We start from the raw sequence: 12365 nt of genomic DNA, 5'->3' as shown, positions 1-12365 counted from the left end.
CGAGCCGAAGGAGAAGCAGATGTTCCAGTCTTTCGAAGTCACGGCGCGGCCCGAACAGGGGCCGCCAAGATTGGCGGCATTGCGCACGGAATTGGAGCGCGAAGGACTGGATGGCTTCATCGTCCCGCGTGCCGACGCGCATCAGGGCGAATATGTGGCCGCCCGCGACGGGCGGCTGGCATGGCTGACCGGATTCACTGGTTCTGCCGGGTTCTGCGCAGCGCTGCGAAATGTGGCCGGCGTATTTGTGGACGGACGGTATCGCACTCAGGTCAAGGCGCAGGTGGCGTCCGATTTCACGCCGGTACCGTGGCCCGACGTAAGCCTTCCGGCGTGGTTGAAACAGCAGTTGCGCGATGGAGGGAAAGTGGCGTTCGATCCCTGGCTGCATTCCGCCGGACAGATCACCGCAACCCGGGCCGAGCTGCAGAATAGCGGGATAGAGTTGGTTGCGTCAGACAATCTTGTGGACCGCATCTGGTCCGACCAGCCACCACCGCCAATGAACCCGGTCAAGGTGCACCCGCTGGAATTTGCAGGCGAAAGCGCCGAAAGCAAGGTTTCGCGGCTGGCTTCGGTTCTGGCTCAGAACGGGAGGTCGGCTGCCGTCATCACGTTGCCGGATTCGATCATGTGGCTGCTGAACATCCGCGGGTCAGACATCCCATATAACCCGGTTGCGCATGGGTTTGCGATTTTGCAGGCCGACGGGCACGTGGACCTGTTCATGGCCGCAAAAAAACTGAAGGGGATGGACGAGCATCTGGGGCCGCGCGTTTCGATCCACGAACCCGACGCGTTCCTGAACGCTGTTGCGGCGCTTGAGGGCGCGGTGCAAGTGGACATGGGAACTCTGCCGCAAGCCGTTGCCGATGTGCTTGGCGACCGGGCTGTGGACGGTGGCGATCCCTGCGCCCGGCCGAAGGCCTGCAAGAACGAAGCCGAAATTGCCGGCAGCGCCGCCGCGCATCTTCGTGACGCTGCCGCAGTCATCGAGACTCTGTGCTGGCTGGATGCCCAACCCCCCGGCAGCCTGACCGAAACGCAGGTGGTCACACGGTTGGAGGAGAACCGGCGGCGCGACAATGCGTTGCAGGATATCTCGTTCGACACCATTGCGGGCACCGGGCCAAACGGCGCCATCATGCACTACAGAGTGACCGAAGAAACCGACAGCCGGCTTGAGGACGGTCATATTCTGGTTCTGGACAGCGGCGGGCAGTATCTGGATGGCACCACGGACATCACCCGGACGATCCCCATCAGCACGGTGGGAGATGAGGAAAAAACCTGCTTTACCCGGGTTCTGAAGGGAATGATCGCGATGTCGCAACTGCGCTGGCCCGTTGGCCTGGCCGGTCGAGACATCGAGTGCATCGCCCGGGCACCTTTGTGGGCCGCGGGCCAGGATTTCAATCACGGCGTCGGCCACGGTGTCGGCGCATACCTGAGCGTTCACGAAGGGCCACAGCGCCTGGCGCGGGTCAGCCACGTTCCGCTCGAGCCCGGGATGATCCTGTCGAACGAACCGGGTTACTACCGCGAAGGTGCCTTCGGCATTCGGATTGAGAACCTGCTGGTTGTTGAGGAGGCCCCCGCCCTGCCCGGCGCAGACCCCGAGCGCGCGATGCTGTGCTGGCGGACACTGACATATGTCCCCATCGATCGACGCCTGATCGTCGTCGACATGCTGACCACTGCCGAGCGTGATTGGTTGAACGCGTATCACCGGGACGTGGCGGAAAAAGTCCGGCCAAGACTGTCACATGCCGCGCAACTGTGGTTGGATGCCGCAACCGCGCCCTTGTGACACCCGTTTGTCACATACTATGGGCATAGGCGAAGGCCTGACCACAACGAGGCCGCGACGACGAGGGAAGGAGCAGACATGACAGATTACATCAAGATCCGCAAAGCACCTGGCAAGTGGTGCGTCAGGTCCGGTGGCGCGATTCTGGGCGAGACGACCAACGCCCTGGAACTGTTGGAAGGCGATCTGGCCCCCGTCATCTACTTTCCGCGTGCAGACATCGCGATGGCCTTTCTGGACAAGACCGAAAAGTTGACCCATTGCCCGCACAAAGGGGATGCCACGCATTACTCGATCGTCAACAAGTCGAGCGTGACGCAGAACGCGGTCTGGAGCTATGAAGATCCGATACCCGCCGTTGCCCAAATCAAGGGCTACCTTGCGTTCTACCCGCTGGAGTCGGTGAAGGTCGAACAGATTTGAGGGCTGGACAAACCTGGCCCTCAACTACGTCTGTCAGAAACTGTAGCTGTATCCGAGAATGAGCGAGTGCGAAGAGTAGCGGCCATTCGCGAGATCTGTCGGGATGAACACTTGGGTCGTGGCGAAATCAAGATCGCCGGTCGTCTTGTAGCGGTACCCGATGTCAATGTTCCCGCGTTCCCCTACCTGAAAACGTCCTCCAAACCCCAATTGCCCCGCAATGGCGGTGTCACTGTCATCGACCAGTGTCACGCCAGCACCGGACTGACCGTCGTGGGACACGCGTGCAAACCCGAGCCCGCCACCAACATAGGGCTTGAACCTGCCCTGTACCGGGACGTCATACCAAAGGTTTGCCATTCCGAAGGTCGCATCAAAGCTTCCGTCATACTGAGCAAACGGGCGGCCGATTTCCTTGGTATCATTCGAAGCATATGAAAGTTCGATCTCGGCCCGCAGATTTGGTGCGACACGCAGTCCGACGGCCAGACCGTAGGTTACGCCATTGTCGGTTGTGATGGTGCCTTGGCCAACCACGACAGAAGGAACTGTCTGGAAAAAATCAAAATCATAGTCGCCCATATCGGTGATGCCGAGAAAGCCGGTCACGTACGGAGCCTCCTGCGCCCGCGCGGAGACAGCACCAATCATCGAAACCGCAACCACCACAGTCAGCAAAGAAGACCGTTCGAAAGCCATGTTCACACCTCAATCAAAGTGACTATCAGGGATAATTCTTCCATCAGGCTAGAATGCTCTCACCTTTTGACAAGGTGTCAAAATCAAAGAGAAACCCTCAGTGGCTCGCCTGCCACTGCTTCGTCATGAGTGTTCCTCGGCCGCTGTTGCGGCCAGTGCACGGTTGTACGCCTTCAATGCGTCCACGTGGTACAAGGCTCCGACCGGGTTTTCGACCCCGTCATCATCCCGAACAACCACCGGGAGCCAGGTAATCCCGTCTCGATCGAAATAGGGCATTGCCGCCTCGAGGGTTGCGCTGGCCCGGACGCACAAACCCTGCTCGATCATCTCCTGAACCTCCTCCCTGCTTACCGTATTCGGATCTCCCAGCGGTCGCATCACGGCTCCGGCGCGCAGCATCGCCAGCAAATAAGCCTGTGGCCCGGCGGCCAAATGCACCCCGCGGCGCTCGAGCTGGGTCAGGAAGAAGGACCGGTCCACAAGGCGGGAGGCCAACGCCGTGGACATGGACACCGAGACCATCACGGCAAGGCCGATCTGCCAGTCTCCGGTCAGTTCGAACACAATCAACGTGGTCGAGATCGGAGCGCCCAGAACCGCCGCCGCAACAGCACCCATGCCGGCAAAAGCATATAGCGTATGCGTGCCCGACACGCTTGGCAGAAGGCCTGTGGCGATCAGGCCAAAGGCAAGGCCGGTCAGCGCGCCGATCATCAACGACGGAGAAAATACCCCGCCGCCCATACGACCACCCATGGTTATGGCCACTGCCACGGTTTTCATCACTGCAAACAGGATGGCCGTGGTCAGCACCAGATCTCCGGTCAGGGCACGGATGGTCGTCTCGTATCCGACGCCGATGATATGCGGAAACCACACCGCCAGCACGCCCAGCATCGCGCCGGACACGGCGGGTCGCAGCCAGCGCGGCAGCGACAGGCGCGCCTGCACGTGATTGCCGAAATCTTCGGCAAAAAAGATCGACCGCATCAGCAACAGCGAGACCAGCCCGCAGATCAGCCCAAGGATCAGAAAGGCCGGAAGTTCGACGTAAAATTGCAGGGATCCGGGCGTGTCCAGGACAAACTCGGTCACATCGCCATATGCCAGCCGGTTGATGACGGTGCCCGCCACCGACGCAATCACGATCGGTGCAAATGCGTGGACTGCAAAATGGCGCAGCACGACTTCCAGCGCGAACAGCGCTCCGGCGATCGGGGCGTTGAAACTGGCCGATACAGCGGCGGCCACGGCGCAGCCCAGCAGGTCGCGGCCGGTTATTCCATCCGCGTTGATACGCTGGCATACCCAAGTCGAAAGCACGCCCGCCATGTGCACCACTGGCCCTTCGCGACCCGTCGACCCGCCCGTGCTGAGTGTGATCAGCGAGGCGAAAAACGACGCGACCCCTGCTTTGGTTTCGACCCGGCCATCACTGATCGCGGATCCTTCGATCACATCGGCGACAGACCGAACTCTCCCGTCATCGGTAAAGCGGTGCAGGATGATCCCGACGACCAGCCCTCCAACCGTGGGGATCGCCAAAATCCAGGCCCAGTGCAGTTTCTCGGCAAAGCTGTGCAGAAACAGGATGTCGTCGGTCTGATAGACCAGCGCTTGCAGGGCCGCGATCCCCTTGCGAAATCCCAAAGCCATGAAGCCCGCCGTGATCCCGATCACCAGCGCGATGAACCAGAACTGGATCTGGCTTGGCCCGCGGTGCCGCAGTACCCGCCACGCGTCCTTGAGCGCGGCCAGGGCCTGGTTGAGCTGAGTGCGCAGGACGGTTCGGGTTGATTGTGTCATGGGGCTTTGCGGATAAACAGGTATCCCTTACTAAGCCACGCCGGGCGCTTAGAAAAGTCGGCTGACAAGATATTGAAGGCAAGTGTCGCCGCCCGGCTGCATCAGGCTTGCAACAACGAACGGGCGGCCGCGCGGGCTTCATCCGTGATGACGTCACCCGAGACCATGCGTGCGATCTCGTCGATCCGGTCCGGTTCGGACAGCGGCAGGACAGTGGACAGGGTCTGCCCGTCGGTCACGTGTTTCTGAACCCGCCAGTGATGCGCCGCGCGGGCCGCGACCTGCGGAGAATGGGTTACCACCAGCACCTGCCCGCCCTGCGCCAGCGCAGCAAGCCTGCGGCCCACGGCGTCCGCGGTGGCGCCGCCCACCCCGCGGTCGATTTCGTCAAAGATCATTGTCCGGGTGCTGTCATCGCCCGACAGGCACACCTTGAGCGCCAGCAGAAAGCGGCTGAGCTCCCCGCCCGAGGCGATTTTGTTCAGGGGGCCCGACGGGGCGCCCGGGTTGGTGGCCACGGTAAAGGCCACGGCGTCCTGCCCCTCGGGTCCGGGGTCGGCGGGCGTGATCTGGGTCTGGAACACCGCACGCTCCATCTTGAGCGGCGCAAGCTCGGCCATTACCGCCGCGTCCAGCCGGCCGGCAGCCTCGCGCCGCAGGGCGCTGAGCGCCTCGGCGGCCGCGTTATAGGTGGCCTGCGCGGCCTGCACCGCAACACGGCGGTCGGCCAGGTCGGCGTCACCGGCCTCAAGCTGGCCCAGCCGGGCGCGCAGCGTGTCGGCGTAACCGCTCAGGTCATCGGGGGCCACGTCATGTTTGCGGGCCAGCGCTCGGATGGCGAATAGACGTTCCTCGGTCTGCTCCAACTCGGCCGGGTTGAAGTCCAGCGCCTCGAGGCAGGCGGTCACGCCGTCCTGCGCCTCGCCCAGTTCGATAAGGGCGCGCCCAAGGGCCGCGATCGGCTCGTCCAGTTGGCCCTCGGCCCGGTCGGCGACGCCTTCCAGCCAGCGCAAGGCATCCGCCATCGCCCCTTCGGCCCCGTCACCGCCCAGCATGGCAAAGGCGCGGGCCACGTCGTCACGGATGCGCTCGGCCCCCTGCATCATCCGGCGGCGCGCGTCGAGTTCGGCGTCCTCGCCCGGCTGCGGATCAAGTTTGTCGAGTTCGGCCACGGAATGCCGCAGAAATTCTTCTTCGCTGCGCACGGCGGCCACGGCGGCCTCGGTCTCGGCCAGGGCCTTGCGGGCCCGCGCCATCTCGGTCCAGGCGGCGCGCACGGCGGCCAATTGCGGCTCGGCCCCGGCATAGGCGTCCAGCATGCCGCGATGGCCGCGCGGGTTCAGCAGGCCCCGGTCATCATGCTGTCCGTGCAGTTCGACCAAGGTTTCCGACAGCGCCCGCAGCACCTCGCCCGAGCAGCGGCGGTCATTGACCCAGGCGGTTTTGCGCCCCTCGGCAGTGTTGACGCGGCGCAGGATCAGTTCCGAGCCGCCGGGCAAACCGGCCTCGGTCAGGATCGCATGGGCGGGATGACCCTCGGGCAGTTCGAACTCGGCCACGACCTCGCCCTGCGCGGCCCCCTGCCGGACCAGTTCGGCCCGACCGCGCCAGCCCAGCACAAAGCCCAGCGAGTCGAGCAGGATCGACTTGCCCGCCCCCGTCTCGCCGGTCAGCGCGTTCAAGCCCGGCTGAAAGGTCAATTCCAGCCGGTCGATGATCAGCATATCGCGGATATCAAGGGCGCGCAGCATCGGGTCGTCAGCGTCCCAAGCCTGTGACCATGGCGATTACAACCACTGGCCCTTGATCGTCTGGCGGTAGATCGTGCTGAGCCAGTTGTTGCCGCGGCTCTTTAGTTCGAGCCCACGCGAGGTCAGCAGCTTGTAAGCCGCGTCGTACCATTCAGACGACTGGTAGTTGTAGCCCAGAATCGCGCCGGCCGATTGAGCCTCGTCGACCAGACCCAAGGCCAGATAAGCCTCGACCAAGCGGTACAGCGCCTCGGCTGTGTGGCTGGTGGTCTGGAAATCCTCGACCACTACACGGAAACGGTTGATGGCCGCGGTATAGTGATCCTGACGCAGGTAATAGCGCCCAATCTCCATTTCCTTGCCCGCCAAATGGTCGAAGGCCAGATCGAATTTCAGCACCGCCGAGGTGGCGTATTCGCTGTCGGGATAGACCTCGATCACGGTGCGCAGCGCCTGCAACGCCTGGAAGGTCAGACCCTGGTCGCGGCCGACCTCGTCGATCTGGTCATAGTAGCTGAGCGCCAGAAGGTACTGCGCATAAGCTGCGTCTTCGTCGGTTGGGTAGAAGTCGATATACCGCTGCGCGGCGGCGCGGCTTTCTTCATACTCCTTGTCCGAGTGGAACGCGAAAGCCTGCATGATCAGTGACCGCTTGGCCCAGTCGGAATAGGGATAAAGCCGTTCGACTTCGGAAAAGTACCAGGCCGCATCTGCGGGACGATTCTGCGCAAGCTCGTATTCGCCACGGGTGTAGATCTGCTCGGGCGTAAAGCCTTCAAGGTTCTGGGACTTGTCAGCGCCCTTGTTACCAAACAGGCCGCCCGCGTTGCCGCAGGCCGTCAAAGTAGCTGCCAGAAGAATCGCGCCCGCAAGCCTGACTGCCGCTTTGGTGCCAACCATACCGCCCATCCTAGTCGTCTTGTCTCTTTGGGTAACCCCGGATTGAGCTTTGGTCTAGCACATAAAATTCCGGTGCAAAACGCCTTATCGGCCCCACGACCGATTTGTCGCCGGGCCGGGCCGGATCAGGCAACTTCGGGGATTTCGTCCCAGACCAATCCCTGCCCGGGCAGTTGTGCGGCTTGCTCAGGCGTGCACAGCACCGGACGCACGGCGCCAGGCGTCTCGAACAGCTTGCGCAGCAATGTGTTGGTCATGGCATGGCCGGATTTCTCGCCGACGAAGTGACCGAAGATCGGGCCGCCGGCCAGATACAGATCTCCCAACGCGTCCAGCATTTTGTGGCGCACGGCTTCATCCTGGTGACGGAAGCCACCCGGTGTCAGCACTTCGGCCCCTTGAACAACAACCGCATTCTCCAGAGTGCCGCCCAGTGCCAGACCGTTTTCGCGCATCGCCTCGACATCGGTTCGGCGGCAGAAGGTCCGGCAGTCGGACAGTTCCCGAGCAAACGACCCGTTGCGCATATCCAGGATCTTCGACTGGCTGCCGATCGCAGTGTCTTCGAAATCGATGTGGAACTCGATGATCAAACCGTCAGCCGGCCGGATCGAGGCACGGGCACCTTCCCGCTCTGCCACGACCGGCTTGAGGACCTCATACGCCAGAACCGGGCTGGCCTGACGGCGGACACCCTTGGCGATGATACCGCGCACGAAGTCGATCGACGAACCATCCATGATCGGAACTTCGGGTCCATCAATCTCGATCAGGGCGTTGTGGATCCCGCACCCTGCCAGCGCAGCCATGATATGCTCGACAGTCGACACCGAAACGCCGGCGTCATTGACCAGGCGCGTGCATAGTTGGGTTCTTTCGACCACATCGTAGATGGCCGGGATCAACGCATTGCCCAGTTCGATATCTGTCCGCTTGAACCAGATTCCGTGACCGGCAGCTGCCGGTTTCAGAACCATCGTCGCGGGCTTGCCACTGTGCAGGCCCACGCCTTTGAACGTGATCGAAGATTTGAGCGTCTGTTGCAAATTGAACCTCGGTGAGCGGTGTCCAGCCTTTTTCGGCTGTGTTGCACCCTCAGTTAAGGAAGCGCGCATCAAGGCTCAACTCACTCTTTGTAACTGAATGAAACAGTTCTGCAACAGATCGGCAAAACCCTGCTTACTGGCACTTAAACGTTTGCATCAAAAGGAAAAAGGGCCGCCTTTCGGCGACCCCGTGAGTGGATATTGTTACCGCGATCAGTTGGCCTGACGGCGCAGGAAAGCCGGAATTTCGATACGCTCCTGCTCGGGATCGACCTCCTCATGCGAGGGTGCCGTAGCGTCAGTCTGGCGCATCGCAGGCTGTTGCCGGGCCGGTTGAGCGGGGGTATCCGGGGCATGCCCAGTCATCCGGTCGATCAAACGGTTGAACCCGAACCGCGGCCGTTCCTCGGCGGCGGGCTGGCGCTGCGGCGCCGGTTCCTGCGGGCGCGACGCGGTCAGACGCTGGGCCGAAGTCGGTACGTTCTGAACAGCTGCCTGCAGCCGTTCCAGCGCGGCCGGCGAAGGCGTTCCAGGGGTATGCGGCACCTGTTGCGGCTGATAGCTTTCCGCCGGGCGTTCGACCGGCTCGGGCTGCGGATCGAACTCGGCGCTGCGTGGCTGATAGGCCGGAGGAGGCAGCCCGTCGTCATCGTCCTCGACAGCCTCATCCGCGCCTTGACCGAATTGCAAAGTCGTGTGCGAAGGCTCTTCGGCCGCTTCAAACAGAGACGGTTCGCGCGGAGCTTCGGGCTGCGGAGCCGGTTCAGCAACTTCCGCCGCGACCGGAGCCGGCTGTGCTGCTTCTTCTTCCGCCGATACGGTACGGGTCAGAGGAGCGGACATGGACCGGCGCGGAGCCGGCGCCTCGGAGCCGCTTTCGCTGGCGTCGATGCCGGTTGCCACGACCGAGACGCGCATCTTGCCTTCCATCTCGGGATCCAGCGTCGAGCCGACGATGATGTTGGCCTCGGGGTCCACTTCCTCGCGGATGCGGTTGGCGGCCTCGTCCAGTTCGAACAGAGTCAGGTCATGGCTGCCGGTGATGTTGATCAATACGCCCTTGGCGCCCTTGAGGCTGATTTCGTCCAGCAGCGGGTTGGCGATGGCCTTTTCCGCGGCCTGGATGGCGCGATCTTCGCCCTCGGCCTCGCCGGTACCCATCATGGCCTTGCCCATCTCGTCCATCACCGCGCGGACGTCGGCGAAGTCGAGGTTGATCAGGCCCGGACGCACCATCAGATCAGTCACGCCCTTGACGCCCTGGTACAGCACGTCATCGGCCATCGAGAAGGCCTCGGTGAACGTGGTCTTTTCGTTGGCCAGACGGAACAGGTTCTGGTTCGGGATGATGATCAGCGTGTCGACGACCTTCTGCAGCGCCTCGACACCGTCCTCGGCCTGACGCATGCGCTTGGCGCCTTCGAACTGGAACGGTTTGGTCACCACGCCCACGGTCAGCACACCCAGTTCACGCGCAGCCTGCGCGATGATCGGAGCGGCGCCGGTGCCGGTGCCCCCGCCCATGCCGGCGGTGATGAAGCACATATGCGCGCCGGCCAGGTGATCGACGATCTGTTCGATGCTTTCTTCGGCGGCGGCGGCGCCGACCGATGCGCGGGCGCCTGCGCCCAGACCCTCGGTCACCTTGATGCCCAACTGCACCCGCGCCGACGAGCGGCTTTGCTGCAGTGCCTGCGCGTCCGTGTTGGCCACCACGAAGTCAACGCCGTCGAGTTGTTTTTCAATCATGTTGTTGACGGCGTTTCCACCTGCACCGCCTACGCCAAATACCGTAATCCGAGGCTTGAGTTCGTCGTGCCCGGGCATCGAAAGATTCAATGTCATGCTCTGTCCGCCTGTATTTATGATCCCGCAAAGCGGTGTTTTTCTTGCCTATCCGCTTGTGATTCTACCTTTCCAAACGTCAAACGTCACGCCAAAAATCGCGTGAATCCACAAAATATGGAAGAAATAAGGCGGTTATTCGCGGCATTTCGCCCGACTGCGCAAATCTAGCGGCTCAGGGCGGACAGACCACCACACACGCGAAAACCCCCAGCCAGATTTGGCGGGTGCGATGCTGGACATCCTGTTCAAACTGCGGCTGACTGCTCGGGTCCTGCCGACGGGCCTCTGATGGGCCTTGTCGATATTCTGAGGGATAAATCCCTGCACCGCAACCGGAATTTTCAGCTGATGGGAACGGAAGGACAATCCAGGCCGTCCTCCGAAAATCCGCTGACTTCCTGGATTTCGCCATCCCCCAGCCGCGCGATCCTGACCAGCAACCGCCCATCATGCTCGAATGGCCACCAGCATACCGGGCCGGGCTCGGTGTCATAGAGGAAGCACAGTTTGCCGTCAGGCGTCGTGATCTGGCCATAGACACAGTCCTCGCCCTCTCGCCGCCAGACCGAGCGGGTTGGGCTGAGGAACTCCTCGGTGCCGACAAGCATACCGCTGGTCAATTCGTGGAACGTGACGGTTTTTCCGACCACCGCGTCCAGGAATGCTTCGGGCGAGATACGGGTCTGCGCGACAGCCGCAGCCGGAACCCAGGCTGCGCAAAACACCGCAGCCCGGAGCAGGAACCTACCAGTTGTCACGGAACCAGCGCACGGCACGCTTGAACGGCCGTGCTGCGTAGGTATCGACCGGGATTTCAAAGTCCCACCATTCGTCCTGCGGATGCGCCGCGAACAGCGCAAGACCGACCGCCGACGAGAACCCCGGGCCTGTCGCAGATTGCGGCAACCCATGCACACGCAGCGGTCGGCCCAGACGCACCCGCTGACCTAGTATCCGGCTGGCCAGCCCATCCAGACCGGGGATCTGACTGGCTCCACCGGTCAAAACGATCTGTTGGCTTGGCATATGTTCGAACCCTGCAGCGTCCAGCCGAACGCGGACTTCCTCGAGGATTTCCTCGACTCGCGGGCGCATGATGCCGATCAGCTCGGCACGGCTGACGGTACGCCGGTCGTGTTCCCAATCCCCAGTGTCGCCGCCAATGTCGATCATGTCGCGGTCATCGGCTCCGGTGGCGTGAACCCCGCCATTGAAGGTCTTGATCCGCTCGGCGACCGAGGCGGACACACCAAGCCCCATAGAGATGTCACTGGTGACGTGATCCCCGCCCATGCGGACACTGTCGGCATAGATCATGTGCTTTTTGATGAAGATCGAAACGCCGGTGGACCCACCGCCCATGTCGATACAGGCCGCTCCAAGTTCCTGTTCGTCTTCTACCAGCGCAGAAATCCCCGACACATAGGCCGAGTTCGCGATGCCAGCCAATTCCAGGTCGCACCGCTTGACGCAACGAACGATGTTCTGAATCGCAACCGCATCGACCGTCAACATGTGCATGTCGACCGCAAGCGTCTGCCCCATCTGCCCCCGCGGGTCGATCAAGCCAGATCGGTTGTCCAGAGCGAAGTTCACAGGTTGTGCATGCAGCACCTCGCGCCCTGACCCATAGTCCGGGACATCGCACGCGTTCAGGACACGACCGATCTCGGCCTCGGTCACCAGCTGACCGTCCAGATCCACCTGCGCATCCAGCCCATAAGACCGAGGGTTTGCCCCCGAGAAACAGGCGATCACATGGTCTACCCGGATATCGGCCATCTTCTGAGCAGCCTGCAGCGCGGTGCGGATGGCGCGCTCGGTTTCCTGCATGGCCGTGATCTCACCAAAGCGCACCCCGCGCGATCGGGTCGTCGCCGCACCGATCACCCGGAACCCGGTCTGCCCGGCCATGGACCCGATCGAGTTGTCCTCGCTGAGCCGCGCCGACCCATCAAAACGCAGTACAAGACAGGCGATCTTGGAACTTCCGACATCCAGGATCGCAACGACACCGCGTTGCATGGCCTGTCTGCGCATCTGGCGCATTGCGCGTTGAGACTGATAGAGATCCGTCAT

Annotated in this window: 10 protein-coding genes; 2 read left to right on the top strand and 8 right to left on the bottom strand. The window is 62.3% G+C overall.

Annotation, left to right across the window (positions count from 1 at the left end):
- Nucleotides 1-19: 19 nt before the first annotated feature.
- Together AC2FML_RS09520 and AC2FML_RS09515 are read left to right on the top strand one after the other, a co-directional pair.
- The gene (locus AC2FML_RS09520) at nucleotides 20-1810 is read left to right on the top strand and encodes an aminopeptidase P family protein (RefSeq protein ID WP_496782902.1); all 1791 of its coding nucleotides are present in this window, start codon (nucleotides 20-22) and stop codon (nucleotides 1808-1810) included.
- A gap of 78 nt (nucleotides 1811-1888) precedes the next feature.
- Complete coding sequence (locus AC2FML_RS09515) at nucleotides 1889-2233, top strand: DUF427 domain-containing protein (RefSeq protein ID WP_170357298.1); 345 nt, start codon at nucleotides 1889-1891, stop codon at nucleotides 2231-2233.
- A 33-nt stretch (nucleotides 2234-2266) separates the two neighbouring features.
- Here the strand turns inward: AC2FML_RS09515 and AC2FML_RS09510 are convergent, their stop codons facing one another.
- The 8 genes from AC2FML_RS09510 to ftsA form a co-directional block, all read right to left on the bottom strand.
- The gene (locus AC2FML_RS09510; RefSeq protein ID WP_496782901.1) at nucleotides 2267-2932 is read right to left on the bottom strand and encodes an outer membrane protein; all 666 of its coding nucleotides are present in this window, start codon (nucleotides 2930-2932) and stop codon (nucleotides 2267-2269) included.
- Between the two features lie 123 nt (nucleotides 2933-3055).
- Complete coding sequence (locus tag AC2FML_RS09505) at nucleotides 3056-4741, bottom strand: chloride channel protein (RefSeq protein WP_496782899.1); 1686 nt, start codon at nucleotides 4739-4741, stop codon at nucleotides 3056-3058.
- Nucleotides 4742-4842: 101 nt separating this feature from the next.
- The gene (gene recN / locus AC2FML_RS09500) at nucleotides 4843-6492 is read right to left on the bottom strand and encodes a DNA repair protein RecN (protein ID WP_480636407.1); all 1650 of its coding nucleotides are present in this window, start codon (nucleotides 6490-6492) and stop codon (nucleotides 4843-4845) included.
- Between the two features lie 36 nt (nucleotides 6493-6528).
- On the bottom strand, nucleotides 6529-7392 hold the full coding sequence (locus AC2FML_RS09495; protein WP_170340921.1) for an outer membrane protein assembly factor BamD: 864 nt from the start codon (nucleotides 7390-7392) through the stop codon (nucleotides 6529-6531).
- 125 nt (nucleotides 7393-7517) lie between these two features.
- On the bottom strand, nucleotides 7518-8438 hold the full coding sequence (lpxC, locus tag AC2FML_RS09490) for a UDP-3-O-acyl-N-acetylglucosamine deacetylase (protein ID WP_093964852.1): 921 nt from the start codon (nucleotides 8436-8438) through the stop codon (nucleotides 7518-7520).
- Nucleotides 8439-8651: 213 nt separating this feature from the next.
- Nucleotides 8652-10283 (bottom strand): cell division protein FtsZ, encoded by a 1632-nt coding sequence (gene ftsZ / locus AC2FML_RS09485; RefSeq protein ID WP_170368145.1) that lies wholly within the window; start codon nucleotides 10281-10283, stop codon nucleotides 8652-8654.
- Between the two features lie 344 nt (nucleotides 10284-10627).
- Nucleotides 10628-11011 (bottom strand): hypothetical protein, encoded by a 384-nt coding sequence (locus AC2FML_RS09480; RefSeq protein ID WP_367648017.1) that lies wholly within the window; start codon nucleotides 11009-11011, stop codon nucleotides 10628-10630.
- 19 nt (nucleotides 11012-11030) lie between these two features.
- Nucleotides 11031-12365 carry a cell division protein FtsA gene (ftsA, locus tag AC2FML_RS09475; RefSeq protein WP_170340546.1) on the bottom strand — a complete coding sequence of 445 codons (1335 nt, stop codon included), beginning with the start codon at nucleotides 12363-12365 and terminating at the stop codon, nucleotides 11031-11033.

It is taken from the genome of Ruegeria sp. BHSC029 (assembly GCF_059613085.1).
The sequence above is the reverse complement of the archived record's forward strand: the minus strand, read 5'-3'. Positions and strand labels throughout refer to the sequence as shown.

Bases quoted from the DNA above. Each gene is read 5' to 3' on its own strand.
- AC2FML_RS09520 (WP_496782902.1), top strand. From the start codon at position 20: ATGTTCCAGTCTTTCGAAGTCACGGCGCGGCCCGAACAGGGGCCGCCA.
- AC2FML_RS09515 (WP_170357298.1), top strand. From the start codon at position 1,889: ATGACAGATTACATCAAGATCCGCAAAGCACCTGGCAAGTGGTGCGTC.
- AC2FML_RS09510 (WP_496782901.1), bottom strand. From the start codon at position 2,932: ATGGCTTTCGAACGGTCTTCTTTGCTGACTGTGGTGGTTGCGGTTTCG.
- AC2FML_RS09505 (WP_496782899.1), bottom strand. From the start codon at position 4,741: ATGACACAATCAACCCGAACCGTCCTGCGCACTCAGCTCAACCAGGCC.
- recN (WP_480636407.1), bottom strand. From the start codon at position 6,492: ATGCTGCGCGCCCTTGATATCCGCGATATGCTGATCATCGACCGGCTG.
- AC2FML_RS09495 (WP_170340921.1), bottom strand. From the start codon at position 7,392: ATGGTTGGCACCAAAGCGGCAGTCAGGCTTGCGGGCGCGATTCTTCTG.
- ftsZ (WP_170368145.1), bottom strand. From the start codon at position 10,283: ATGACATTGAATCTTTCGATGCCCGGGCACGACGAACTCAAGCCTCGG.
- ftsA (WP_170340546.1), bottom strand. From the start codon at position 12,365: ATGACGGATCTCTATCAGTCTCAACGCGCAATGCGCCAGATGCGCAGA.